The organism is Pseudomonas sp. Hp2, assembly GCF_006386585.1.
Taxonomy (GTDB): domain Bacteria; phylum Pseudomonadota; class Gammaproteobacteria; order Xanthomonadales; family Xanthomonadaceae; genus Pseudomonas_S; species Pseudomonas_S boreopolis.
In genome coordinates this window covers 42613-67098 of sequence record NZ_VAHJ01000007.1, presented here as the reverse complement: position 1 = coordinate 67098, position 24486 = coordinate 42613, and the positions used below count along the sequence as shown (strand labels likewise).

The window sequence follows — 24486 nt, the reverse complement described above, 5'->3', positions numbered from 1 at the left end:
CGCATAAAAGCTAACGTCCTTGGATTCCCGCTTTTGCGGGAATGACGATTTCATAACTCCGTATCGACCGATTCCCCCGAGACCGCCATGACCAACCCCCTGCTCGATTTCTCCGGCCTGCCGCGCTTCGACGAGATCCGCCCCGAACACATCGGCCCGGCGATCGATCACCTGCTGGCCGAGGCCGAGGCGGCGGTCGAGCGCGCCGAGACCGTCGCGCCGGTGACCTGGGACGGCTTCGTGGTGCCGCTGGACGACGCCACCGAGCGGCTGTACCGCGCCTGGGGCCAGGTCGCGCACCTGCAGGCGGTGGCGAACACGCCCGAGCTGCGCGAGGCCTACAACGCCAACCTGCCCAAGATCAGCCGCTTCGGCAGCGCGCTGGGCCAGAACCTGGCGCTGTACGCGCAATACAAGCGGCTGGGCGAGTCGCCCGAATGGGAACGCTACGACGATGCGCGCCGCAAGGTGGTGGAGAACGCGCTGCGCGATTTCCGCCTCGGCGGCGCCGAACTGGGCGAGGCCGACAAGGCGCGCTTCGCGCGGATCCAGGAGGAACTGTCGGCGCTGTCGGCGAAGTTCTCGCAGAACGTGCTCGACGCCACCGACGCCTGGTCGTATGTGGTGAGTCCCTCGCAAGAGCGGCGCACGCCCCCGCACGCGGATGCCGCGGGCGCCGATGGCGAGGCGGAGCTGGCGGGGCTGCCGGCCGAGGTGGTCGCCGCGGCGCGCGCCGCCGCCGAGAAGGACGGCATGCCGGGCTGGAAGTTCACCCTGCAGGCGCCGAGCTACCTGCCGGTGCTCAGCTATGCCGACGACCGCGCCTTGCGCGAACGCGTCTATCGCGCGAGTGCGGTGCGCGCCTCGGACCAGGGCGACGACCCCGCGCTCGACAACAGCGGCAACATCGCCCGCATCCTCGCGCTGCGCGCCGAACTGGCCGCGCTGCTGGGCTTCGCGAGCTACGCCGAGTATTCGGTCGCGACCAAGATGGCGGAAAGCCCGGCGCAGGTGCTCGGCTTCCTGCGCGACCTGGCCGCCCGCGCCAAGCCGTACGCGCAGCGCGATCGCGCCGAGCTGGAGGCGTTCGCGCGCGACGAACTCGGCCTGGACACGCTGGAGGCCTGGGACATCGCCTATGCCAGCGAGAAGCTCAAGCAGGCGCGCTACAGCTTCTCCGAGCAGGAGGTGAAGCAGTACTTCACCGAGCCGAAGGTGCTGGCCGGCCTGTTCGACGTGATCCACGCGCTGTACGGCCTGCGCGCGGAGCAGGACCAGGCGCCGGTCTGGCACCCGGACGTGCGCTTCTACCGGCTGGTGGATGGCGACGGCCGGCTGGTCGGGCAGTTCTACCTCGACCTGTACGCGCGCGAAGGCAAGCGCGGCGGTGCCTGGATGGACGATTGCCGCAACCGCCGCGACAAGGCCGGTGGCGTGCAGACGCCGCTGGTCTACCTGGTGTGCAACTTCGGTCGCGGCAGCGACGGCCGGCCGGCCACCTTCCGCCACCAGGAAGTGATCACCCTGTTCCACGAGATGGGCCACGGCCTGCACCAGTTGCTGACCCGCGTCGGCGAACTGGGCGTGGCCGGCATCAACGGCGTGGAGTGGGACGCGGTGGAGCTGCCCAGCCAGTTCATGGAGAACTTCTGCTGGGAGTGGGAGCGCGTGCAGGCGATGACCGCGCACGTCGAGACCGGCGCGCCGCTGCCGCGCAACCTGTTCGGGCGCATGCTGGCCGCGCGCAACTTCCAGAGCGGCATGTTCACCGTGCGCCAGCTCGAGTTCGGGCTGTTCGACATGCAGCTGCACCACGGTTTCGATCCGGCGCAGGACGACGTGATGCGGTTGCTCGAGCGCGTGCGCGCCGAAGTGGCAGTGAACCTGCCGCCGGCCTGGGCGCGCTTCCCGCACCAGTTCAGCCACATCTTCGCCGGCGGTTATGCGGCCGGTTATTACAGCTACAAATGGGCCGAGGTGCTCAGCGCCGACGCCTATGCCGCCTTCGAGGAGGCGCCGGGCAAGCTCGCCGAAACCGGCGCGCGCTTCCGCCACGAGGTGCTGGCGCGCGGCGGCAGCCGCAGCGCCGCCGAGAACTTCCAAGCCTTCCGCGGCCGCGCGCCGAAGATCGACGCGCTGCTGCGGCACAACGGCATGGCATAGGGCGGCCGCGGGCCTGCCCCGCGATCGCCCGGCCTCACACCCGCCCGAAGACCAGGGTCGCGTTGGTGCCGCCGAAGCCGAAGCTGTTGGACATCACCGTGTCCAGCTTCGCCTCGCGGCTTTCGCGCACGATCGGGAAGCCTTCCGCACGCGGGTCGAGCCGGTCGATGTTGGCCGAGCCGGCGATGAAGCCGTCGCGCAGCATCAGCAGGCAGAAGATCGCCTCGTGCACGCTCGCCACGCCCAGCGAGTGGCCGGACAGGGCCTTGGTCGAGGACAGCGGCGGCACCGAGTCGCCGAACGCTTCGCGCACCGCCTGCAGCTCGGTGATGTCGCCCAGCGGCGTGGAGGTGCCGTGGGTGTTGAGGTAGTCGATCGGGCGCTGCACGCCCCGCATCGCCTGGCGCATGCAGCGCACCGCGCCTTCGCCCGAAGGCGCGACCATGTCGGCGCCGTCGGAGGTCACGCCGTAGCCGACCAGCTCGGCATGGATGCGTGCGCCGCGTGCCCTGGCGTGTTCGTATTCCTCCAGTACCAGCATGCCGCCGCCCGAACCGATCACGAAGCCGTCGCGCTCGGTGTCGTAGGGGCGCGAGGCCGCGCCAGGGCGATCGTTGGAGCCTGTGCTCACCGCACCCATGGCATCGAACATCGCCGTGGTGGTCCAGTGCAGTTCCTCGCCGCCGCCGGCGAACATCACGTCCTGCGCGCCGTGGCGGATCAGGTCGGCCGCCGCGCCGATGCAATGCGCGGAGGTCGCGCAGGCCGCCGCGATCGAATAGCTCACGCCATGGATGCCGAACGCCGTGGACAACGCCGCCGACACCGTCGAGCACATCGTGCGCGGCACCATGTAGGGGCCGACCTTGCGCACGCCGCGTGCGCGCAGCAGGTCGGCCGCTTCCACCTGCCATTGGCCGGAGCCGCCGCAGGAGCCGGCGATCAGGCCGGTGCGCGGATCGCCGATCGTCGCCTCCGCCAGCCCTGCATCGGCGATCGCGTCGCGCAGCGCCAGGTAGGCGTAGGCCGCGGCGTCGCCCATGAAGCGCTTGAGCTTGCGGTCGATCAACGCGTCCAGGTCGAGTTCGACGCGGCCGCCGACCTGGCTGCGCAGGCCCATCTCGGCGTGGTCGGGCAGGAACCGGATGCCGGAACGGCCCTCGCGCAGCGCCTGCGACACGCTGTCCGGATCGTGGCCCAGGCAGCTGGCGATGCCCATCCCGGTGACGACGACACGGCGCATCAGAACGCCTCCGTCGAGCCGAACATGCCCACGCGCAGGTCCTTGGCGACGTAGATCTCGCGGCCGTCGACGAGCATGCGCGCATCGGCCTGCGCCATCGCCAGCTTGCGGTTGATCACCCGGGCGATGTCCACCTCGTAGCGCACCAGTTTCGCGTCAGGCAGCACCTGCCCGGTGAACTTGACCTCGCCGCAGCCGAGCGCGCGGCCCTTGCCGGGCACGCCGAGCCAGGTCAGGAAGAAGCCGGTGAGCTGCCACATCGCATCCAGACCCAGGCAGCCGGGCATCACCGGGTCGCCGATGAAGTGGCAGCCGAAGAACCAAAGGTCCGGTCGGATATCCAGTTCCGCGTGCACGTGGCCCTTGCCGCGAGTGCCGCCGTCCTTGCGGATGTCGGTGATGCGGTCGAACATCAGCATCGGATCGTTCGGCAGGCGGCCGAACCCCGGGCCGAACAGCTCGCCGCGCGCGCTGGCCAGCAGCGCTTCGCGCGAGTACGCATGGGGGCGATTCATGATCAATCCTGCGGATGACGGGAGTCGAAGTCGCGCAGCGTGCATGAGGCGCCATCGTTCAATCAAACGTTTTATCCGTACCGCGGCGTAGCGTACGCGGGCGTGCGGCGGCCGTTTGCCGCGGGGCGGCAGGCGGTTTCATGTCCCGCCAGCGCGCTGGCGTAAGATGCGCGGCGGACATACGCCGCCGCAGGTTCGTTTCCCGATGCGCAAGATCATCCACGTCGACATGGACGCGTTCTACGCGTCCGTGGAACAGCGTGACGATCCGTCGCTGCGCGGCAAGCCGGTGGTGGTGGCCTGGCGCGGCGCGCGCTCGGTGGTGTGCGCGGCCTCCTACGAGGCGCGCAAGTACGGCGTGCGCTCGGCGATGCCGGCGGTGCGCGCCGAGCGGCTGTGCCCGGACGCGATCTTCGTGCCGCCGGATTTTCCCCGCTACAAGGCGGTGTCGCGGCAGGTGCGCGAGATCTTCCACCGGCATACCGACCTGGTCGAACCGTTGTCGCTGGACGAGGCCTACCTCGACGTGACCGAGGCCAAGAGCGGCATGGCGGTGGCGACCGAGATCGCACGGGTAATCCGGGCCCAGATCTTCGAGGAGACCTCGCTGACCGCCTCGGCGGGGATCGCGCCCAACAAGTTCCTGGCCAAGATCGCCTCCGACTGGCGCAAGCCCAACGGACAGTTCGTGATCCCGCCTTCGCGGGTGGAATCGTTCCTGACGCCGTTGCCGGTCGGCCGCATCCACGGCGTCGGCAAGGTCATGGAAGGCAAGCTGGCCAAGCTGGGGATCACCACGGTCGGCGAGCTGCGCGAACGGCCGCTGGAGGAGTTGCAGGCGCATTTCGGCAGCTTCGGGCAGGGGCTGTACAACCGCGCGCGGGGCATCGACGAGCGGCCGGTGCAGCCGCACCAGGAGGTGCAGCAGGTCTCGTCCGAGGACACCTTCGCGGAAGACTTGCCGCTGGACGCGCTGGCGCCGCATGTCGCGCGGCTCGGCGAGCGGACCTGGAACGCGGCGCGCCGTGCCGGCAGGCCGGGACGGACGGTGGTGCTGAAGTTGAAGACGTCGGCGTTCCGCATCCTCACGCGGAGCCATACGCCGGAGCGGCCGCCGCAGTCGATGGAGGAATTCGTGCGGATCGCGCAGGCGCTGCTCGGGCGGGTGGATTTGCCGGAGCAGACGCGGTATCGGTTGGTGGGGGTCGGGTTGGGTGGGTTCTTCGGGGATGGGGGCGGGGAGGTGGTGCAGGAGCGGTTGTTTGACTAGGAGGTATGGCTGGAGGACGGAGGGCCGTTTGTTTGACGGGTTCGATTGCCGCTGTTTCGCCGCTTGAGTTGATATTTCTACCGTCGTCCCCGCGAAGGCAGTGACCCAGTCGTTGACGTTCTGTCTGTCTGGATCACGCGATCTCACTACTTAACACCATCCCTCTATCGTCATTACTGCGAAGGCGGGAATCCAGGGGCTTTTCTACCGTCATCCCCGCGAAAGCGGGGATCCAGGGACTTTGCTTTTGCTTTTGGGGCCTTTGGCAATAAAAACCAAAGCTTTCGCCTTTGGCGAGTCACTTTTCTTTGCTTGTACACGCGCGCCGCAGGAGCGGCGCCGCACGGCGAAGCCGGCCCGAAGGGCGCGGCACAAGGATGTGCCGCGTAAAGAAAAGTAACCAAAAGAAGCGCTTCACAGCAGCCGAACGGCTGATCAAGCACACCCCGCCTTCGCGTCCGCAGCTTTGCTGCGGGTTCGCGGAGCCGGCGGGATTTTTTGACGCGACTCGCCCGCTACGCAGTCGAGCCCGGGGCATTCGCCGCGCGGCGAATGCCCGCCCGCCGAGGCGAAGCAGTGCTTCGCCTTTTTCCGGCGAGCCCATGCACGTCGCCCCTGCGGGGTTTTACCCGCCGTCTCCGCCGCTTCGGAGGGGCCGCGCCGCAGTGATATTCGTAGGCCATGGAGGTTGGCGCGCCGCCGCGCGAGGAGATGTTATCCATCTCGTGCAACATCACGAGCAACAGCAACAGCAACAGCAACAGCAACAGCAACAGCCGTAACCGCAGTCGCAGTAGTAGCCGCAATCACTACAGCCACCTCCCAGTCTTCCTAACGTCACCCCGCGAAGGCGGATGTGGGGATGGGTTGCGTGCGAACCATGGACTCGCACCCGGCTGAACGCTGGCGTGCTATGCGCGAGGGCCGGGCGATGCAGACGCAGCGGCTTGGGCTTTGCCGCGATATGGGTACCCGCCTACGCCAACGCATCCCGCAGATGCGCGGCGAAGGCTTCCGGCCGTCCGAGGAAGGCCCCCGGTTCCAGGCGCTGGCGGTGGCCGTCGGCGTGGGCCAGCACCAGGCTCGGGAAACCCTGCACGCGGTCGATGGCCATGGCCTGGCGGCTCTGGGCGATATGCGTCTGCACGGGACCGGCCATCTCCTTCTGCAGCGCCTCGGCGAAGGCGTCCTCCGGCAGGCCGAGGTCCGCGGCCAGTTCGACCAGCACCGGCACTTCGGCGATCCGCCGGCCTTCGACGAAGTGTGCGCGTTGCAGGCGCAGCAGCACGTCCAACCCATCCGCTCCCAGCGCCTGCGCGGCCAGGATCGCCGCGATCGGCGGGGTGGAATCCAGCGGGGCGCCGATGTCGCGCAGCAGGCCGTCGTAGTACGCCTCGCCGAACGGCTGGCCGGTCATCTGCGCGATGCGCGCGTCGTGCGGCATCACGTACTCGCGCCAGCCGGCGTCGATGCGGCGCGCGCTGGCGCCGCTCATCAGGCCGCCGCCGTGCATCGCCAGTGCCAGGCCGGGCAGGGCCGCCGCGGCGTCGATCAACGGTGCGGCGGCGTGGCACCAGCCGCACAGCGGGTCGAAGTAGTAATGCAGGGTGGCGTTCATCGTCATGCGGCTCCCGTGGGGATCACGGCCACTTCATCTCGCCCTTGGCGACCTTGGCGCTGAGGACCAGCGAGTCCTCGCCGAGCAGCGAGGGATAGCGCCGCTTCATCGCCGCCACCAGCGCGTCGGCGTTCTTCGCCTTCGCGGTCTCCTCGTCGAAGGCGCGGATGTAGCCGGCGGTGAAGCGCACGGCGTCCAGGTCCTGCGCAGCGCCCGGCGCGAAATGGCCCGGGATCACCCGCTGCGGCTGCAGCGCTTCGATCTCCTGCAGCGTTTGCAGCCAGTGTGCGTGCGACTCCGGCGTTTGGGTGTCGGCCATCCACACGTGTTCGCCGGCCATCACCGGGATGCCGCCGAGCACGGTACGGATCGACGGGATCCAGACGAAGCTGCGATCCGGCGTGGGGCCGTCGAGGCCGACGATCTGCAGCGCCTGCCCTTCCAGCGTCAGGTGGTCGCCTTGCAGGACATCGGGAACGATCGCCCGCTTGGGCGCGCCGTCGCCGAGCTTCGGGCCCCAGAACGCCAGCTTGGCGTCCTTGGTCTGCCGGATATGCTCGACGATCGCGGCCGGCGCGACGATCCTCGCGTCCGGGAACGCCTGCGCCAGCGGCTCCAGGCCGAAGTAGTAGTCCGGGTCGCCGGCGCTGATGTAGATCGTGGTCAGGCGTTTGCCGGACGCTTTCACCAGCTCGACCAGCCTGGCGGCGTCATGGGTGGAGAACTGCGCGTCGACCAGGATCGCGTCCTGCTTGCCCGCGACCAGCGACGAGGACACCTGGAAGATGCCTTCCTTGCCCGGGTTGTAGACCTGTACCGACAGCGGCGCGCTGGCCGGTTCTGCCGGGGAGCCGGTGGCTGGCGCCGATGCCGGCGCGGGCGACGACGACGCGCTGGGTTGTGCTTCGGGCCCGGTGCAAGCGGCCAGGCCGAGCACGGTCATGCAGGAGATGCAAAGCAGGGACATGCGGGACATGTAAGGCTCCTTATTTGACCAGAGTCAGATGGGACCGGCCGTTGAAGAAAGTGCCATCGGGGCGGGTGATGTTGGTATAGATCAGGCCGTTCGCGAAATCCTCGACGTGCACCACCGTGGTCCGGTCCGCCTCTTGCCAATAGACCAGGTACAGGCCGTCGCGGAGTTTGCGGTGGGTAAAGCGAATCGTCTCGCGTGCACCGGCATCGGGCGCCCGCAAGCGAGTGAAGGTCATTTCGGGCCTTGAGGCATCGAACGCGATGTCGAAGGCGTTGCCTCCGCCGAAATCGACCCGGTAGACGTGTCCGGCGGCCGGGAATCGCTCCCCGGTCGTCTCGGTCTCCGGCGATGGGGCCGATTGCGCGGACGCGCTACCGGAGGCGACGAGCAGGATGGACAGCAGGGTGCGGGCAAGCAGGCGCACGTCCGGATCCTCAGTAGGCCGCGGTGGCGATCTGGCGGACGTACTGCGGCTTCTCGATCTCGTCCAGGAAGGCGCTCGCGTAGTCGGCGTAGCTGATCGTGCTGTGGCCCGCGGCGTCGACCAGCAGCGACTTGGCCTGGGTGCGGTAATGGCCCTTCTGCGGCCCGGGGCCGATCTCGGCGGCCGGCGACAGGAAGGTCCAGTCCAGGTCGCCCTGCCGCCGCAGCACGCCCAGAGCTTCGCGATGGGCCAGCGCGTAGGGCTTGTAAGGAGCCGGGAAATCCGCGGTGTCGACGAGTTGCAGGCCCGGCGCCACCTCCAGGCTGCCGGCGCCGCCGACCACCACCAGGCGGCGGACGTCGGCCTTGCGGGCCGCTTCCGCCAATGCGCCGGCGACTGCGCCGATGCTTTCGACGGCCGCACCGGGACGCGGGCCATAGGCGCTGGCGAGCACGTCGTGGCCGGCGATGGCCTGGGCCAGGGCGGCCGCATCGTCCACCGCCGCGATGGCGGTCGGCAGGCCGGCGAGGTCTCCGGGCAACGTGCCGCCAGGGCGCACCACGGCGGTGACCTGGTGGCCGCGCTGCACGGCCTGGCGGGCGATCTCGCGGCCGATGTTGCCGCTGGCACCGATGAGGGCGATTTTCATGGTCGGATTCCTTGGGTTGGGTACGGCGGCAGAGTAGTGGCCTGGAATCGTCCGAAAAATGCCGTATAAGTCGATTGGTTGTTGCATGGATCGACCAAATGGACCGTCTCACCGCCATTTCCGTCTTCGTGGCCGTGGCCGAACGCGGCAGCCTGACCGCGGCGGCCGATGCGCTGGACATGTCGCGGGCGATGGTCACCCGCTATCTGGCCGATCTGGAGCGCTGGGCCGGCGCGCGGCTGCTGCACCGGACCACGCGTCGCATCGGCCTGACCGGTGCCGGCGAGACCGCGCTGGAGCGGTTCCGCACGATGCTGGCCCTGGGCGAGGCGTTGCGCGAGGAGTTGTCGGACGACGTGCCCGAGCCGCGCGGGCGCATCCGCGTGGCCGCCAGCACGTCGTTCGGTCACGCCTACCTGTGCGCGGCGGTCGCCGACTTCATGCGCGGCCATCGGCAGGTGCAGGTCGAGCTGCTGTTGGCCGAGCGGACGGTGGACCTGGTGGACGAGCGCGTCGATGTCGCGGTGCGGATCACGCGCCGCCTGGGCGAAGGCCTGATCGCCCGCCGCCTGGCGACGTGCCGCTCGGTGATCTGCGCTTCGCCGGGATACCTGGAACGCCACGGCGTGCCGGAGACGCCGCAGGCGCTGGCGGACCACAACTGCATCACCCATCTGTACGTGGGACGCCACGGCTGGGAGTTCCGCGAAGGCGGCCGCGAGATCAGCGTGCCGGTGTCGGGCAGTTTCCGTACCAACGAGGCCGGCGCGCTGATGGTCGCGGCGCTGGCCGGCACCGGCATCGCGATGCTGCCGCGTTACCTGGTAGCGCCTGCGCTGGCCAGTGGCGCGCTGCGGCAGGTGCTTGAAGGGTATGCCTTGGAGGAGATGGGCGTGTTCGCGGTGTACGGTTCGCGCCGGCAGCAGCCGCGTGCGGTGCGGGTGTTCCTGGATTTTCTTGCGGGGCAGTTGGAGGGGCGGGGGGATTGGTGAGGGTTTGTTTGGTGTGACTCCCGGCGTTTCATGCTATCTGCTCAACCTCTAGCGCGCTCAGCCATTCCCCTATCGTCGTCCCGCGAAGGCGGGAGGCGCTTTTCAGCAGCAAAATGGCTGGTCATCAAGCGTCTTTCTCGCTATCTATCCGGTCCCCCGTTATCCCTCTACCGTCATTCCCGCGAAGGCGGGAGGCGCTTTCCAGCAGCCGAACGGCTGATCATCCAGGGACTTTGCTTTGGCTTTTGGGGGCTTTGGCAATAGCAATAAAGGCAAAAGCTTTCGCCTTGCGGCGAGTTATCTTTCTTTGCTTGTGCACGCACGCCGCAGGAGCGGCGCCGCACGGCGAAGCCGGCCCGAAGGGCGCGGCACAAGGATGTGCCGCGTAAAGAAAGGTAACCCAAAGAAGCGCTTCACAGCAGCCGAACGGCTGATCAAGCACACCCCGCTTGCGCGCCCGCAGCTGCGCTGCGGGTCCGCGGAGCCGGCGGGATTTTTCGACGGGGCTCGTCCGCTACGCGGCCGAGTCCGGGGCATTCGCTGCGCGGCGAATGCTCGCCCGCCGGGGCGAAGCGGTGCTTCGCCTTTTTCCGGCGAGCCCATGTGCGTCGCCCCCTCCGGGGTTTTTCCCGCCGTCTCCGCCGCTACGGAGGGGCCCCGGTAAGTCAAAGTCAAAGGCGGAAAGCCAAAGCAAAATCAACAGCAACAGCAACAGCAACACCTCTCTTCGCCGCGGGGGCACTTGGCGCCATTAAAATGCTGGCTCTCCCACCTTTGGACTGGCAATGCCTCTCTTCTCGCTGGTGATCTTCGATCTCGACGGCACGCTGGTGGACAGTGCGTCCGATATCGCCGAGGCGCTGAATCTCACGCTGGAACAGTGGGGCTTGCGGCCGGTCGAGGAGGCGACGGTGCGGGGCTGGGTCGGCGAAGGCGTGCGGGTGCTGTTGGCGACCGCGTTGCGCGCGCAGGGGCGCGAGGATGCGCTCGACCGGATCATGCCGGACATGATGCGCCACTACGGCGAATGCCTGCTGCACCGCCCGCATGCCTATCCGGGCGTGCGCGAAACGTTGGAAGCGTTGCGCGCGCGCGACGTCGCGCTGGCGGTGTGCACCAACAAGCCGATCCGCTTCGTCGCGCCGCTGCTCGATCATCTCGGCCTGCGCGATTTCTTCCCGGCGCTCGTCGGCGGCGATTCGCTGCCGGAGCGCAAGCCGGATCCCGCGCCGCTGCGGCACCTGGCGGCGCAGTTCGGCCGGCCCGTCGAACGTTGCCTGATGGTGGGCGATTCGGCGACCGATGCGGCCGCGGCGCGTGCCGCCGGCATGCCGTTGGCGATGGTGCGTTATGGCTACCTGCGCGGATTCGATCCGTCCACGTCCGGCGCGATCGCGGTCGTCGACGACCTGCGCGAGCTGCTGCAGCTGCCGCAACTGGTGGCCGCCGCGTAGCGCGCACCGCCTTGGCGCCGTGCGCCGGCACGCGATGCGCCGATGCTCGCGAAAGGCGCGAGCACACCCGGAGCGGGCCGTGTCGTCGTGGCCGCCGCCGGATGGCGTCCTGGCAGGTGCGATGCGCGCCGCTTTCGCCAGGGATAGCGAGAGCGGGATTCCCCCCGGCTGGGTGCGCCGCGCAGGCATTGCCGCGCCGGGCGCAGATGCGGCTAATCCGCCGCTTCGTCGTGTTCCATGTCGAGCGAAGCCGGCATGTCGCCTTCGGAATCGTCGGCGTCGTGGCGCGTGGTGGTGACGTGGCCGCCGACCGGACGGCCGCGCGGCGCGGGCTGCTCGGCGATGGCCTGCTCCAGTTCCGCCTGCAGTTGCTGCCGGCGCGGGGGGGGGACCTGTTGCCAATGGCAGCCGACCAGCGCGCCTTCCAGCGAGTACAGCAGGTTGAGGCTGGGCTTGAAGCCGGCCCGGCGCACCCTCAGGAACGCGCCGACCGCACCGGCCGCGGCCAGGTCTTCCTGCGTGCGCACGCCGACCTGGCGCAGCCAGGCGGCGCTCTTCGGGCCGATGTTGCGCAGCGGCTCGGTCATGCCAGCGCGTCGACGAACGCCTGCGCGACGGCTTCCAGCCCGCGCTGGTCTTCCTCGTCGAAGCGCGCCAGTTCCGGGCTGTCCAGGTCGAGCACGCCGATCAGCGCGCCGTCCTTGACCAGCGGGACCACCAGCTCCGAGCGCGAGGCCGAATCGCAGGCGATATGGCCCGGGAACGCGTCGACGTCGGCCACGCGCTGGGTCCGGCGGGTGCTCGCCGCCGCGCCGCATACGCCCTTGTCGAGCGGGATGCGCACGCAGGCCGGCAGGCCCTGGAACGGGCCGACCACCAGCTCGCGGCCGTCGTAGAAGTAGAAGCCGGCCCAGTTCAGCGCGGGCAGGGCATGGAAGATCAGTGCGGAGAGGTTGGCGGCGTTGGCGATGCGGTCCGATTCGCCATGGAGCAGTGCCTTCGCCTGCGCCAGCAGCTGCGCGTATTGTTCCGGCTTGCTGCCGGTCAGGGTGGAGGTCGCGAACATCCGCGAAGTCTAGCAGCGTGCGCCGCGGGCGGAGATGGGCGCGGGCGCGACGGTTTATCCTGCGCGCCCCGTCCACGTGCCACCCCGGAGAGGTTGCTGCAGATGTCGCTTTCCGCTTTCTACGTCACCGGTACCGATACCGGCATCGGCAAGACCCAGGCCAGCGCGGTGCTGCTGCATGCCTTGCGCGCGCGCGGCCGGCGCGCGGTCGGGATGAAGCCGGTCGCCAGCGGCTGCGAATGGGGCGACGGCGCCTGGCGCAACGAGGACGCGCTGGCGCTGCAGGCGGCGAGCGACCCGCGCCCGGATTACGCGCTGGTCAACCCGTATGCGCTGCCGGCGCCATTGGCGCCGGAGATCGCCGCCGCCGAGGCGGGCGTGACGCTGGGGTTGGAACCGATCCGGTCCGCGTTCGATGCGTTGCGCGCCCAGGCAGACAGCGTGGTGGTCGAAGGCGTGGGTGGCTGGGCCGCGCCGTTGAGCGCCACGCTGGACCAACTGGATCTCGTGCGCGCGCTGCGGCTGCCGGTGGTGATGGTGGTCGGGCTGCGGCTCGGCTGCATCAACCATGCGCGCCTGACCGCCGCGGCGATCGCCGCCGAAGGCGTGGACTGCATCGCCTGGGTCGCCAATGAGATCGATCCGCACATGGCGCGGATCGACGAGAACTTCCGGCTGCTGCGGCAGCGCCTGCCGATGCCGTGCTGGGGCCGCATCCCGTACGCGCCGGGCGCCGATCCGGCGGCGCTGGCGGCGGTCCTGGAGCCAGCAGGCGCGGCGTGAGCCGCGATCCGGCGGCGTTCCCGGCGTGAATAAAAAGGCCCGGCAGAGGGAGGGATCTGCCGGGCCGGGTTGCATGGGGGGAGGGACCCATGCAAATACCGCTCAAATTGTCCTGTCGCTCAGCGGGCGGAACGGCCGGCCTTGCCGGGTTTGCGCGCCTGCGCGCGTCCCGAGGCATCCTCGAAGCGCTGCCGCGCCAGCTCGCCGATCGCTTCCGACGCCTTCAGGCTCATCCCGACGACTTCGTGCTGGGCCGAGGCCACGCGTTCGAAGTTGTCGCGGGCGAGCTGCAGGCCCTTCGGCCACAGCGCCTGGAGCGAATCCAGGTTGCGCGCGTCGGCAAACTCGCCCAGGAAGTCCGTGGTCGCGCTGACGTTCCTGCCGAACGCCTGCAACTGCAGGCCAAAGGCGCTTTCGGCGTTTTCCAGGGCCAACCGATTGGCACGGGACGCGATCGCAGCGAACTGCTGGGTATAACGGTCGAAACCTTCGAACTGCGCGGACATCTTCAACCCCGAGGGACTGCGTTTGCCGGTGTTGCGATGCAGCATACACGTTTCCTGCTGCGATGCAACATGCTTTTGGCGGGCGCAGCGGATAGCGGCACTTTGCGTTGCCGATCAGTCAGTTGCGTGACAGGCAGATGACGGTCACGCGGCGCGACCGCGCCCGGGAGCCGGCGGTCCGCGAAGCTCAGCCGCGATAGCGGCAGCCGGAGGTGCAGGTCTCGTGGACCACCACTTCGCTCAGCAGCGGCAAGGCCGGCTTGAGCCGCTCCCAGATCCACATCGCCAGCCGTTCGCTGGTCGGGTTGTCCAGGCCCTCGATCTCGTTGAGGTAATGGTGGTCCAACCGGTCGTAGATCGGCCGGAACGCCGCCTTGATGTCGCCGAAGTCCATCACCCAGCCGGTCTCCGCGCCCGGCTCGCCGCTGACGTGCAGTTCGATGCGGAAGGAATGGCCGTGCAGGCGCGCGCACTTGTGGCCCGGCGGTACGTTGGGCAGCCGGTGGGCCGCCTCGATGGTGAAGACCTTGAAGATATCCATCGCGCCATTGTAAGCCCCGCGGGCGCCGCCGCCGGAATGTGCCGCGCGGTGCCGGCGCTTGTCGCGATGCGACATATCGGTATGCGGATAGGTGATTTCGGTCAAGCGCGCGTGCGTGGCTCACTGGCGGGCCTTCCACCCGGATCAACCGCTCGTGTCGTTCCCCACGCCTCGCCTGTCGTCCCTCGCGATCCCGTTCCTGTTGTTCTCGCCTTTCTCGCATGCGCAAGACAGCGCCGGCGGCAAGACCCTGGCCACGGTCACCGTCACCGGCTCCAACATCAAGCGCAGCGACAGCGAAGGTCCCAATCCGGTGCAAGTGATCGAACGCCAGCAACTGGAGCGGTCGGGCAAGCAGACCGTGGCGGACGCGCTGCGCTCGATCTCGGCCAACACCGGCAACGCCACCAACGAGACCACCAACAACGGTTGGGCCTCGGGGTCGGCCGGCATCGGCCTGCGCGGCCTGTCGCAGAAGAACACGCTGGTGCTGCTCAACGGCCGGCGCCTGGCCAACTACGGGTTCCCGGCGAACGGGCTGGGCGACACCTTCGTCAACCTCAACGCGCTGCCGCTGGCGGCGGTGGAACGCATCGAGGTGCTGAAGGACGGCGCCTCGGCCGTGTACGGCTCGGACGCCGTGGCCGGCGTGGTCAACATCATCACCCGGCAGGACTTCCAGGGCGCCGAACTGGGCGTCAGCGGCGGCACCTCCGACGAAGGCGGCCTGGATACGCAGCGCGCCAGGTTCGTCGGCGGCATCGGCGACCTGGAGCGCGACGGCTACAACGTGCTCTTCAGCTTCGACGCCTACAACCGCGACCGGCTCGACCAAGACCAGCGCAGCCTGACCCGGTCGGGCATCTACAGCGACCGGCCGGGCGGCCGCTGGAACGGCTGGTCGGCCAAGGGCGCGCGCTACCTGGTCAACGGCGCATCGGTGCCGATGCTGGATGCCGACGGCCATTGCCCGGAGGGCACCGTGCTGACCGCCAGCGCGCCGATCGACGGCCTGGCCGGCGACACCTGCGCCTTCAACCAGGCGCCGTACACCACGCTTATCCCCTCGACCAAGCGCTACCAGGCCTATGCGAACGGCACCTTCCGCCTGGGCGGCGACGTCGAGGCGTTCGGCGAGGCGCTCTACAGCCGCATCAAGGGCGTGTCGATCTTCGGTTCGAGCCCGTACTTCACGCTGGAGGGCGGGCGCTTCGCCCTCGATGCCGACACCGGCCTGGCCGAACCGGTCTCCAACCTGCTGCCGGCCTCCAGCCCGTACAACCCGTACGGCGTGGCGGTACCGATCGAATACACCTTCTTCGACCTGGGCCAGTCGCTGAAGATCAACTATTCGCAGTCCTACCGCTTCCTCGGCGGCCTGCGAGGCCGCGGCGAGCGCTGGGACTGGGAGGTGGCGGCGTTCACCGCGCGCAGCGACGAGGACGAGCGGGTGGCGGCCGGCTTCGCCAATCGCTGGGCGCTGGCCGATGCGCTGGCCAGCGGCAGCTACGACCTGTTCGATCCCGCCGCCACGCCGCGCTCGGTCATCGATGCGATCAACCTGAGCACGTTGCGCCCGGCGCGCTCGAGCCTGAGCGGCGTGGACGCCAAGATCTCCGGTTCGCTGTTCGAACTGCCGGCCGGCCGCGTCGGCTTCGCCGCCGGCGCGGAATGGCGCCGCGAGGAGCTGGTCTCGCGCAATCCCTGGCAGATCGACGCCGGCCTGCAGATCCGCCCGGCGATCGCCGAGGTCGATGGCGACCGCAAGGTCTCGGCGCTGTATGCCGAGTTCAACGTCCCGCTGCTGCCCTCGCTGGAGCTGCAACTGGCCGGGCGCGGCGACCACTACAGCGATTTCGGCAACGCGTTCTCGCCCAAGGCCAGCCTGCGCTGGCAGCCGTTCGACGCGCTGCTGGTGCGCGCGGCGGCCTCGCGCGGCTTCCGCGCGCCGTCGCTGTCGGAGAACTCGGCCAGCACCAACATCTCCTACGGCACGGTGGTCGATCCGCACGATCCGGACGTGCCCGGCTCGCGCCAGAGCCCGACCTTCTTCACCGTCGGCAACACCGACCTCGATCCCGAGCGCACGCGCAGCTACAACTTCGGCATCGTGCTCTCGCCCTGGGCCGATACCAGCCTGAGCGTGGACTGGTACAAGATCGAGCTGGACAACCTGATCGGTACCGGCAACACCACCACGATCGTGCAGGGCAACGACCCGAACGACGTGATCCGCGACACGCGCGGCAAGCTGGTCGCGGTCTACAACCGCTACCAGAACCTCAGCGAGCTGACCACGTCCGGCCTCGACGTCGAACTGCGCCAGCGCTGGCGCACCGATGCCGCAGGCGATTTCGGCATCGCCAGCGCCTATACCCACGTGCGCGACTACCGGCGCCCGGCCACCGCCGGAGGACCGCTGGTGGACTACGCCGGCGACAACCTGCTCGGCGTCTCGCTGCCGCGCAACAAGGCCACCACCACGTTCGACTGGACCTGGCGCGGCTTCACCGCCGCGGTGACCTGGTACTACACCGGCGGCTACGACCAGAAGGCCAGCGCCGCGGCCGCGGCGGTGCAATCGCGCGTGGACGCCTACGACCAGTTCGACCTGTACCTGGGCTACAGCGGTTTCGAGCGCTGGAACCTGTATGCCAAGATCGAGAACGTCGCCAACGAGGAGCCCCCGTACGATGCGTCGTTCCCCGGCATCCGCGCGCCGTACGACTTCACCCAGTACGACCTGCGCGGTCGCTACTTCACGGTCGGCTTCGACTACCGCTTCTGATCCCGCACGCCCCGCTAGGAGCCCCATGATGACGCCCGTTCCCCGCGCGCTGCTGTTGGCGCTGTCCCTTGTTCCCGTGCTCGCCGCCGCGCAACCCGCGCCGCTGCCCGGCTACGACGCCGCCTCGGCCGATGCGCAGCGCGCGCTGGAGACGCGCTTCGATGCACTGGTGAAGCAGGCCGACTACGCAGGCTGGCTCAAGCGATGGTCGTCGAGGCCGAACCAGGTCGGCGCGCCGCACAACCTCGAGAACGCGCGCGACCTCCAGGCGCGCTTCGAGGAATACGGCTGGGACGCGCACATCGAGACCTTCGAGGTGCTGTGGCCTTCGCCGAAATCGTCCTCGCTGGAACTGCTCGGCGCGCAGCCCTACAAGGCACGGCTGAAGGAACCGCCGCTGCCCGGCGACGCGACTTCGACGCAGACCGAGGACGTGCTGCCGCCCTACGTGATCTACGCCGGCAACGGCGAGGTCGCCGGCGACCTGGTCTACGTCAACTACGGCATCGCCGAGGACTACGAGGCGCTCGCCCGCAACGGCGTGGACGTGCGCGGCAAGATCGTCATCGCCCGCTACGGCAAGGGCTGGCGCGGGCTCAAGCCGCGCCTGGCGCAGGAGCATGGCGCGATCGGCGCGATCATCTATTCCGATCCGCGCGACGACGGTTTCTTCCAGGACCTGGCCTATCCGGACGGCCCGGCACGCAACCAGTGGAGCGTGCAGCGCGGCTCGGTCGCCAACTTCGCGATCTATCCCGGCGATCCGCTGACGCCCGGGGTGGGCGCCACCGCCGGCGCCAAGCGGCTGAAGGTCGAGGAGGCCGGCAGCGTCCTCAAGATCCCGACCCTGCCGATCAGCTGGGGCGATGCGCAACCGCTGCTGGCGGCGCTGCGCGGCCCGGTCGCGCCGGAGGACTGGCGCGGCGCGCTGCCGATCACCTATCGCATCGGCGGCGACGGCAGCGCGCAGGTGCGGCTCAAGGTCGATGCGGAGTGGGGCCGCAAGACCATCTACAACGTCATCGCGACGCTACGCGGCAGCGAATATCCGGACCAGTGGGTGGTCCGCGGCAACCATCGCGACGCGTGGGTGTTCGGCGCCTCCGATCCGCTGTCCGGCACCACGGCGCTGCTGGCCGAGGCCCAGGCCATCGGCGAACTGGCCAGGCAGGGCCAGCGGCCGAAGCGCACGCTGGTCTACGCCAGCTGGGACGGCGAGGAGGCCGGCCTGCTCGGTTCCACCGAATGGGCCGAGCAGCATGCCGACGAACTGCGCCGCAAGGCGGTGCTGTACGTCAACTCCGACGGCAACGGCCGCGGCTTCCTCAATGCCGGCGGCAGCCATGCGCTGCAGCGCTTGGTCAACGGCGTGGCCGCCGACCTGCGTGATCCCGACAGCGGCGTCAGCGTGCTCGAACGCCAGCACGCCCGCGCCCGGCTGGACGCTTTGGCACCAGGCGCCAAGCCCGCGCAGAAGGACACCGGCAAGAAGGCCGCCGCCGGCGAAGACCTGCCGATCAAGGCGCTGGGCTCGGGCAGCGACTACAGCCCGTTCCTGCAGCACCTGGGGCTGGCGACGCTGGACCTGGGCTACGGCGGACAGGGCGATGGTCGCGGCGTGTACCACTCGCTCTACGACTCCTACGACTACTTCTCGCGCTACATCGACCCCAAGTTCGAATACCTGCCGCTGCTGGCGCAGACCGCCGGGCGCGCGGTGCTGCGGGTCGCCAACGCCCCGGTGCTGCCGCAGCGGCCCGGCGACTTCGCCGATGCGGTGGACGGCTGGGTGAAGGAACTGAAGCAGCAGGCCGACGGCGACCGCGAATCCACGCGGGTACAGGCCGAACTGGTCCGCACCGGCGCCTATCGCGCGGTCGACGATCCCAACCGGCCGTTGCAGGCGCCCGCGCCCAAGGCGGACGTGCCGGCGATCGACTTCTCCCCGCTGGAACAGGCGGTGGCGCGCTTGCAGGCCAGCGGCAAGCGCTACGACAAGGCACTGGCCGAACGCGGCGCGGCCCTGGATGCGGCGACCCGCGGCAAGCTCAACGCCTCGTTGCAGCGCCTGGACCAGACCCTGCTGGCGGAAGAGGGCCTGCCGGGCCGGCCGTGGTACCGCAACCTGATCTACGCGCCGGGCCTGGCCACCGGCTACGAGGTCAAGACCCTGCCGGGCGTGCGCGAGGCGCTGGAAGACCGCCGCTGGGACGACCTGCGCCGCTACATCGGCCGCACCGCGGCGGTGCTGGATGCGTATCGCGCCGAGGTGGAGCGCAACACCGCGCTGATCGGTGGCTGACGCCCCTCATTTCCAAGGCGCAAAGCACCGTGGGAGCGGCTTTTGTGGGAGCGGCTTCAGCCGCGATGAGGCCTTCATGCGAATCCCTCGCAAAGGCTCGCACATCCATGTGCAGGGATCCAACGGGAAAGCTCCATCGCGGCTGAAGCCGCTCCCACAAAAAAAGCCGTTCCTGCAGATCAATCGAGATCCCGCTCGCGATCGAGCGCCTTCGCAGTACACGAAGGCGCTCACCGCGAACGTTTTACCGGCCGGCGTTCGGCCGCTGCCCGCCACCGTTGCCGCCGCCACGGCGACGATCACCCTGGCCGTGACCCTGGCGCTCGCCCTGACGACGCGTGCCACCCGGACCATTGCCACCGGCCGGTCGCGCACCTGCATGCGCATGCCGCGGCGCCTCGCCGTGCGGGCGGCGCGCATGCGCCTTGCGCGGCGGGCGCTGGCCGCCCGGCTGCTCGGCCTTGCCGGGCGCGCTGTTGCCCCAGCGGATCGGCACCTGCGGCTCGAAGCCCGGCACGTCGCGGATCTCCATGTCCTTGCCAAGCAGGCGCACGATCTGGCGCAGCAGCTTGGCCTCGTCCTGCGCGACCAGCGACACCGCTTCGCCGCTGGCGCCGTTGCGGCCGGTGCGGCCGATCCGGTGCACGTAGTCCTCGGCGACCATCGGCAGGTCGTAGTTGATGACCTTGGGCAGCTCGTTGATGTCGATGCCGCGCGCGGCGATGTCGGTCGCCACCAGCACGGTCACGCGCCCGGCCTTGAAGTCGCCGAGCGCGCGCAGGCGCTGGCCCTGGCTCTTGTCGCCATGGATCGCCGCGGTCTTGATGCCGGACTTGTCCAGGAACTTGGCCAGCTTGTCGGCGCCGTGCTTGGTGCGCGCGAACACCAGCGTCTGCAGGCGCGAGTCCTGCGCCAGCAGGTGCAGCAGCAACTCGCGCTTGCGGCCGCCGTCGACCGGGTGCACGCGGTGGGCGATGGTCTCGGCCACGGTGTTGCGCGGCGTCACCATCACCTCGCGCGGATGGTGCATGAACTCCAGCGCCAGTTGCTTGATCGGCTCGGCGAAGGTCGCCGAGAACAGCAGGGTCTGGCGGTTCTGGCGCGGCAGCTTGGCCAGGATGCGCTTGATCGACGGCAGGAAGCCCATGTCGAGCATGCGGTCGGCCTCGTCCAGCACCAGCACCTCGATCCCGGACAGGTCGACGCTGCGGCGCTCGATATGGTCGATCAGCCGGCCCGGGCAGGCGATCAGCAGGTCCACGCCGCGGCGCAGCGCATCGAGCTGGTTGCCCATGCCGACGCCGCCGTAGATCACCGTGCTGGGGATGCGCAGGTACTTGGAATAGCCGCGCAGGCTGTCGTGGACCTGGGTGGCCAGCTCGCGGGTCGGGGTCAGGATCAGCGCGCGCGGCTTGCGCGGGCCGTTGACCGCCTGCGGCGTGGTGCCCAGGTGCTGCAGCAGCGGCAGGCCGAACGCGGCGGTCTTGCCGGTGCCGGTCTGCGCGCCGGCCAGCAGGTCGTGGCCTTCCAGCACCAGCGGGATCGCCTGCTGCTGGATCGGGGTGGGGGTTTCGTAGCCCTGCTCGGCGAGCGCACGCAGCAGGAAGGGCGCAAGGCCCAGGGATTCGAACGACATTGGATGACTCCGGTGTGCCCCGCGCAGGCCGTGGGCCGTTACGCGAAAGGCGTGGGCGACTCGGAGCGTTCCCGTGAACCGCGCTGCGAGGATCGTTGGCAGCCGGCGCCAGGGGCGCGGCCGGTATGCATGAACGAAAGGCGTCGGGTGGGGCGGGCGGACCGGGGACCGGTGCGCCGGCGGTCCCTGAGGGAAACGGACGGCCGCTTGCAGACCGATGCAGTGTAACCGTCTTTGTGGCAATGCACAAAAAGCGTCGCCGGGACACCCATGCGGCGACGGCAAGCCCTTGATCGGCCACGCCCCGTTCCCGGCCGTGCCGGGCATGACGTTTCATGTGCAACCATTTCCCCGGGCGCATCCGTACAATCGGGCGTTCATGCCAACCAGGGTGGAGCGATGAAGCTGGGTTCGTTGAAGGAAGGGGGCCGCGACGGCACGTTGGTGGTGGTTTCGCGCGACCTGGCCCGGGCGGTACGGGCCACCGGCATCGCCGCGACGCTGCAGCAGGCGCTGGAGGACTGGGCCCGGCTGGCGCCGCGCCTCGAAGCGCTGGCCGCCGACCTGCAGGCCGGCCGCGCCGAAGGCGCCTTCGCGCTCGACATGGCCGCCTTGGCCGCGCCGCTGCCGCGCGCCTACGAGTTCGTCGACGGCAGCGCCTACCTACCGCACGTCGAACGGGTGCGGCGCGCGCGCGGTGCCGAGGTGCCGGCCAGCTTCTACACCGACCCGCTGATGTACCAGGCCACCAGCGCCGGCTTCTACGGCCCGCGCGACCCGGTGCAGGTACCGAGCGAGGACTACGGCATCGACCTGGAGGCGGAGATCGTCGTGGTCACCGACGACGTGCCGATGGCGGTGTCGCCGCAGCAGGCCGCCGCGCACATCCGGCTGGTCGGCCTGGTCAACGACGTCTCGCTGCGCAACCTGATCCCGGACGAGCTGGCCAAGGGTTTCGGCTTCCTGCAATCCAAGCCGCGTTCGGCGCTGTCGCCGGTGTTCGTCACCCCGGACGAACTCGGCGAGGCCTGGCGCGGCAACAAGCTGCACCTGCCGCTGGTGACCCACGTCAACGGCGCCTGGTTCGGCGCGCCGGAGGCGGGCGAGGACATGCAGTTCGACTTCGCGCAGCTGGTCGCGCACGCCGCCAGGACGCGCCCGCTGACCGCCGGCACGATCGTCGGCTCCGGCACCATCGCCAACCACGACACTTCGCGCGGCGCCTCGTGCTTCGCCGAGCGGCGCGTGGTCGAGGCCCTGCGCGACGGCAAGCCGAGCACGCCGTTCATGGCGTTCGGCGACGTGGTCCGGATCGAGATGTTCGACCGCGAGGGCGCCAGCATCTTCGGTGCGATCGAGCAGCGCATCGAACGGCCCGCCAGCGCCTGAGGCCGCCATGACCGCGACGCTGGAACTGTTCACCTACTGGCGCTCCAGCGCAGCCTACCGCGTGCGCATCGGCCTGAACCTCAAGGCCTTGCCGCACACGCTCACGCCGGTGCACCTGGTGCGCGACGGCGGCCAGCAGCACGCCGCCGGCTACGTCGCCCTCAACCCGCAGCACCTGGTGCCGACGCTGCGCCATGGCGAGCGCGTGCTCGGCCAGTCGCTGGCGATCTTGGAGTACCTGGACGAGGCCTTCCCGGGCACGCCCCGGCTGCTGCCGTCCGATCCGGAGGGCCGGGCCCGCGTGCGCGCGCTGGCGCAGGTGGTGGCCTGCGACGTGCACCCGCTCAACAACCTGCGGGTGATGCAGTACTTCGAGCGCGAGTGGGAGATCGGGGCGGCGCGCCGGGACGAATGGATGCGGCACTGGATGCGCGCCGGCTTCGAGGCGCTGGAAGCCCTGCTTTCGGGTCATGCGGAAACCGGGCGCTTCTGCCATGGCGACGGCCCGGGGCTGGCCGACGCCTGCCTGGTGCCGCAGCTGTACAACGCGCGCCGCTTCGGGGCGGACCTGGCGCCGTATCCCACCCTGCTGCGGATCGAGCAGGCCTGCCTCGCGCTGGACGCTTTCGATCGCGCCCGACCCGAGCGGCAACCAGACGCTATGCTCTGAATGCCGGGACCCGGGACTCGGCAAAGCAAGATCAAGATCGAAAGCCCCTCTCCCGCGTGCGGGAGAGGGGTTAGGGTGAGGGTACGGGCGAAGCCTTCGTAAAGTTCAACGCATGAGGCTTCGGCCGCACCCTCATCCGCCCCTTCGGGGCACCTTCTCCCGTGAACGGGAGAAGGGAATAGCAGGAGCTCTGCGGAGACCGGGACTCCGGACTCGGGACAGAGAGCCGGTAAAGCCCGTCGGGACTGATGGCCCAAGGCCACCCGGAGTCCCTCCCACAACAGCATTTCATCCGAAGCAGGCTTGTCGCTTTTCCGAATCCCGAATCCCGAATTCAGACGAACCCGTGACTGATCTTCGGCGCCTCGACGCTCTCGTAGTCCGCGTACGGGTCGTGCTCGCCGCTCGCACCCTCGGACAGGCGGAACTTCAGGGCCAGCCCGTCGCGCGAGTCGGCGGCGCGCAGCGCCTCTTCCTGCTCGATCTGGCCGTTCTTGGTCATGCGGAACAGGCACTGGTCGAAGGTTTCCATGCCTTCCTCCAGCGATTCCTCCATCGCCTGCTTGATCTCGTGCACCTGGCCGCGCCGCAGCAGGTCGCGGATCATCGGCGTATTGAGCAGGACTTCCGAAGCCGGCAGGCGCCGGCCGTCCACGCCCTTGATCAGGCGCAGCGACACCACCGCGCGCAGGTTCAGCGCCAGGTTCATCAGCACGTTCTTGTGCGCGCTCTCGGGGAAGAAGTTGAGGATGCGCTCGATGGTCTGGTCGGCGTTGTTGGAGTGCAGGGTGGCCAGGCACAGGTGGCCGGTCTCGGCGAAGGCGATCGCCGCCTCCATCGTCTCCGCGTCCAGGATCTCGCCGATCAGGATCACGTCCGGCGCCTCGCGCATCGCGTTCTTCAGCGCATTGTGGAAGGCGTGGGTGTCCAGGCCGACCTCGCGCTGGTTGACGATCGACATCTTGTGCTTGTGCAGGTACTCGATCGGGTCCTCGATGGTGAGGATGTGCCCGGTCGTGGTGCTGTTGCGGTGGTCGATCATCGAGGCCAACGCGGTCGACTTGCCCGAGCCGGTCGAGCCGACCACCAGCACCAGCCCGCGCGGGGTCATGATGATGTCCTTCAGCACCTGCGGCAGGTTCAGCTCCTCGATGCTCGGGATCCGGCTGCGGATCGCGCGGATCACCATGCCGACCTCGCCGCGCTGCTTGAACACGTTGACGCGGAAGCGGCCGGCGTCGGGCAGGGCGATGGCCATGTTGAGCTCCAGGTCGCGCTCGAACTGCGGCACCTGGCCCTCGTCCATCAGCGAGTAGGCGATCTTCTTGACCATCCCCGGCGGCAGGCCGGTGTTGCCCAGCGGGTACAGCTTGCCCTCGATCTTGATGTACACCGGCGCGCCGGTGGTCAAGAACATGTCCGAGGCGTTCTTTTCGGTCATCAGCTTCAGGAAATAGCCGATATCCATGCGCAATGTTTCCCCAACGAACTGTCGCGTCCC

The 24486-nt window shown here is 69.2% G+C and carries 21 protein-coding genes; 9 read left to right on the top strand and 12 right to left on the bottom strand.

Going from position 1 to position 24486, the window contains the following annotated elements; translation table 11 throughout:
• Positions 1-87 precede the first annotated feature (87 nt).
• Positions 88-2163, top strand: a complete 2076-nt coding sequence (locus FD678_RS17795) for a M3 family metallopeptidase (protein WP_140727119.1) — start codon at positions 88-90, stop codon at positions 2161-2163.
• A 34-nt stretch (positions 2164-2197) separates the two neighbouring features.
• Here FD678_RS17795 and fabB read toward each other — a convergent pair whose 3' ends face one another.
• Together fabB and fabA are read right to left on the bottom strand one after the other, a co-directional pair.
• Positions 2198-3406, bottom strand: a complete 1209-nt coding sequence (gene fabB / locus FD678_RS17790; RefSeq protein ID WP_140727116.1) for a beta-ketoacyl-ACP synthase I — start codon at positions 3404-3406, stop codon at positions 2198-2200.
• Positions 3406-3921, bottom strand: coding sequence for a 3-hydroxyacyl-[acyl-carrier-protein] dehydratase FabA (gene fabA / locus FD678_RS17785; protein WP_140727113.1), 516 nt, complete (start codon positions 3919-3921; stop codon positions 3406-3408). The genes fabB and fabA overlap by 1 nt, the downstream gene beginning before the upstream one ends.
• A gap of 205 nt (positions 3922-4126) precedes the next feature.
• On the opposite strand from fabA, the gene dinB reads away from it, so the two are divergent.
• Positions 4127-5191, top strand: a complete 1065-nt coding sequence (gene dinB / locus FD678_RS17780; RefSeq protein ID WP_140727109.1) for a DNA polymerase IV — start codon at positions 4127-4129, stop codon at positions 5189-5191.
• Between the two features lie 976 nt (positions 5192-6167).
• Here the strand turns inward: dinB and FD678_RS17775 are convergent.
• Genes FD678_RS17775 through FD678_RS17760 form a run of 4 tightly spaced genes read right to left on the bottom strand, consistent with a single transcriptional unit; the run spans position 6168 to position 8858 of the window.
• Positions 6168-6809 carry a DsbA family protein gene (locus FD678_RS17775; RefSeq protein WP_256661974.1) on the bottom strand — a complete coding sequence of 214 codons (642 nt, stop codon included), beginning with the start codon at positions 6807-6809 and terminating at the stop codon, positions 6168-6170.
• 22 nt (positions 6810-6831) lie between these two features.
• Positions 6832-7785, bottom strand: coding sequence for an MBL fold metallo-hydrolase (locus tag FD678_RS17770; protein ID WP_256661973.1), 954 nt, complete (start codon positions 7783-7785; stop codon positions 6832-6834).
• Between the two features lie 10 nt (positions 7786-7795).
• The gene (locus FD678_RS17765) at positions 7796-8209 is read right to left on the bottom strand and encodes a MoaF-related domain-containing protein (RefSeq protein WP_140727102.1); all 414 of its coding nucleotides are present in this window, start codon (positions 8207-8209) and stop codon (positions 7796-7798) included.
• A gap of 10 nt (positions 8210-8219) precedes the next feature.
• Entirely contained in the window at positions 8220-8858 is a 639-nt protein-coding gene (locus FD678_RS17760) for an NAD(P)-dependent oxidoreductase (RefSeq protein ID WP_140727099.1), read from the bottom strand.
• Between the two features lie 98 nt (positions 8859-8956).
• Between FD678_RS17760 and FD678_RS17755 the strand changes: the two genes are divergently transcribed.
• Positions 8957-9850, top strand: coding sequence for a LysR family transcriptional regulator (locus FD678_RS17755; protein ID WP_140727096.1), 894 nt, complete (start codon positions 8957-8959; stop codon positions 9848-9850).
• A 785-nt stretch (positions 9851-10635) separates the two neighbouring features.
• Positions 10636-11304, top strand: a complete 669-nt coding sequence (gene gph, locus FD678_RS17745) for a phosphoglycolate phosphatase (protein ID WP_140727086.1) — start codon at positions 10636-10638, stop codon at positions 11302-11304.
• Positions 11305-11516: 212 nt separating this feature from the next.
• On the opposite strand, the gene FD678_RS17740 is transcribed toward gph, so the two are convergent.
• Together FD678_RS17740 and FD678_RS17735 are read right to left on the bottom strand one after the other, a co-directional pair.
• Entirely contained in the window at positions 11517-11891 is a 375-nt protein-coding gene (locus FD678_RS17740; protein WP_140727083.1) for a TfoX/Sxy family protein, read from the bottom strand.
• Entirely contained in the window at positions 11888-12370 is a 483-nt protein-coding gene (locus tag FD678_RS17735) for a GAF domain-containing protein (RefSeq protein ID WP_140727080.1), read from the bottom strand. Before FD678_RS17735 ends, FD678_RS17740 begins: the two co-directional genes overlap by 4 nt.
• A 102-nt stretch (positions 12371-12472) precedes the next feature.
• Here FD678_RS17735 and bioD point away from each other — a divergent pair, with 102 nt between their 5' ends.
• Complete coding sequence (gene bioD / locus FD678_RS17730) at positions 12473-13153, top strand: dethiobiotin synthase (protein ID WP_140727077.1); 681 nt, start codon at positions 12473-12475, stop codon at positions 13151-13153.
• Positions 13154-13272: 119 nt separating this feature from the next.
• Here the strand turns inward: bioD and FD678_RS17725 are convergent, their stop codons facing one another.
• Positions 13273-13704, bottom strand: coding sequence for a phasin family protein (locus FD678_RS17725; RefSeq protein ID WP_256661972.1), 432 nt, complete (start codon positions 13702-13704; stop codon positions 13273-13275).
• A 142-nt stretch (positions 13705-13846) separates the two neighbouring features.
• The gene (gene queD, locus FD678_RS17720) at positions 13847-14200 is read right to left on the bottom strand and encodes a 6-carboxytetrahydropterin synthase QueD (protein ID WP_140727074.1); all 354 of its coding nucleotides are present in this window, start codon (positions 14198-14200) and stop codon (positions 13847-13849) included.
• A 154-nt stretch (positions 14201-14354) separates the two neighbouring features.
• Here queD and FD678_RS17715 point away from each other — a divergent pair, with 154 nt between their 5' ends.
• Complete coding sequence (locus FD678_RS17715; RefSeq protein WP_140727071.1) at positions 14355-16988, top strand: TonB-dependent receptor; 2634 nt, start codon at positions 14355-14357, stop codon at positions 16986-16988.
• A gap of 28 nt (positions 16989-17016) precedes the next feature.
• Entirely contained in the window at positions 17017-19290 is a 2274-nt protein-coding gene (locus FD678_RS17710; RefSeq protein ID WP_140727068.1) for a transferrin receptor-like dimerization domain-containing protein, read from the top strand.
• A gap of 244 nt (positions 19291-19534) precedes the next feature.
• On the opposite strand, the gene FD678_RS17705 is transcribed toward FD678_RS17710, so the two are convergent.
• Positions 19535-20926 carry a DEAD/DEAH box helicase gene (locus FD678_RS17705; protein ID WP_140727065.1) on the bottom strand — a complete coding sequence of 464 codons (1392 nt, stop codon included), beginning with the start codon at positions 20924-20926 and terminating at the stop codon, positions 19535-19537.
• Between the two features lie 399 nt (positions 20927-21325).
• Between FD678_RS17705 and FD678_RS17700 the strand changes: the two genes are divergently transcribed.
• Entirely contained in the window at positions 21326-22315 is a 990-nt protein-coding gene (locus FD678_RS17700; RefSeq protein ID WP_140727062.1) for a fumarylacetoacetate hydrolase family protein, read from the top strand.
• A 7-nt stretch (positions 22316-22322) separates the two neighbouring features.
• Positions 22323-22985 (top strand): maleylacetoacetate isomerase, encoded by a 663-nt coding sequence (gene maiA, locus FD678_RS17695; RefSeq protein ID WP_140727058.1) that lies wholly within the window; start codon positions 22323-22325, stop codon positions 22983-22985.
• Positions 22986-23319: 334 nt separating this feature from the next.
• Here the strand turns inward: maiA and FD678_RS17690 are convergent, their stop codons facing one another.
• Positions 23320-24453: a PilT/PilU family type 4a pilus ATPase gene (locus FD678_RS17690; protein WP_177497883.1), complete on the bottom strand. Its 1134-nt coding sequence runs from the start codon at positions 24451-24453 to the stop codon at positions 23320-23322.
• Between the last annotated feature and the right edge of the window lie 33 nt (positions 24454-24486).

Excerpts from the sequence above, each read along its gene's own strand:
- FD678_RS17710 (WP_140727068.1), top strand. The coding sequence starts at position 17,017 with ATGACGCCCGTTCCCCGCGCGCTGCTGTTGGCGCTGTCCCTTGTTCCC.
- fabB (WP_140727116.1), bottom strand. The coding sequence starts at position 3,406 with ATGCGCCGTGTCGTCGTCACCGGGATGGGCATCGCCAGCTGCCTGGGC.
- maiA (WP_140727058.1), top strand. The coding sequence starts at position 22,323 with ATGACCGCGACGCTGGAACTGTTCACCTACTGGCGCTCCAGCGCAGCC.
- gph (WP_140727086.1), top strand. The coding sequence starts at position 10,636 with ATGCCTCTCTTCTCGCTGGTGATCTTCGATCTCGACGGCACGCTGGTG.
- FD678_RS17740 (WP_140727083.1), bottom strand. The coding sequence starts at position 11,891 with ATGACCGAGCCGCTGCGCAACATCGGCCCGAAGAGCGCCGCCTGGCTG.
- FD678_RS17690 (WP_177497883.1), bottom strand. The coding sequence starts at position 24,453 with ATGGATATCGGCTATTTCCTGAAGCTGATGACCGAAAAGAACGCCTCG.
- FD678_RS17755 (WP_140727096.1), top strand. The coding sequence starts at position 8,957 with ATGGACCGTCTCACCGCCATTTCCGTCTTCGTGGCCGTGGCCGAACGC.
- FD678_RS17770 (WP_256661973.1), bottom strand. The coding sequence starts at position 7,785 with ATGTCCCGCATGTCCCTGCTTTGCATCTCCTGCATGACCGTGCTCGGC.
- fabA (WP_140727113.1), bottom strand. The coding sequence starts at position 3,921 with ATGAATCGCCCCCATGCGTACTCGCGCGAAGCGCTGCTGGCCAGCGCG.
- FD678_RS17735 (WP_140727080.1), bottom strand. The coding sequence starts at position 12,370 with ATGTTCGCGACCTCCACCCTGACCGGCAGCAAGCCGGAACAATACGCG.
- FD678_RS17760 (WP_140727099.1), bottom strand. The coding sequence starts at position 8,858 with ATGAAAATCGCCCTCATCGGTGCCAGCGGCAACATCGGCCGCGAGATC.
- FD678_RS17705 (WP_140727065.1), bottom strand. The coding sequence starts at position 20,926 with ATGTCGTTCGAATCCCTGGGCCTTGCGCCCTTCCTGCTGCGTGCGCTC.
- bioD (WP_140727077.1), top strand. The coding sequence starts at position 12,473 with ATGTCGCTTTCCGCTTTCTACGTCACCGGTACCGATACCGGCATCGGC.
- queD (WP_140727074.1), bottom strand. The coding sequence starts at position 14,200 with ATGGATATCTTCAAGGTCTTCACCATCGAGGCGGCCCACCGGCTGCCC.
- FD678_RS17725 (WP_256661972.1), bottom strand. The coding sequence starts at position 13,704 with ATGCTGCATCGCAACACCGGCAAACGCAGTCCCTCGGGGTTGAAGATG.
- FD678_RS17700 (WP_140727062.1), top strand. The coding sequence starts at position 21,326 with ATGAAGCTGGGTTCGTTGAAGGAAGGGGGCCGCGACGGCACGTTGGTG.
- dinB (WP_140727109.1), top strand. The coding sequence starts at position 4,127 with ATGCGCAAGATCATCCACGTCGACATGGACGCGTTCTACGCGTCCGTG.
- FD678_RS17795 (WP_140727119.1), top strand. The coding sequence starts at position 88 with ATGACCAACCCCCTGCTCGATTTCTCCGGCCTGCCGCGCTTCGACGAG.
- FD678_RS17775 (WP_256661974.1), bottom strand. The coding sequence starts at position 6,809 with ATGAACGCCACCCTGCATTACTACTTCGACCCGCTGTGCGGCTGGTGC.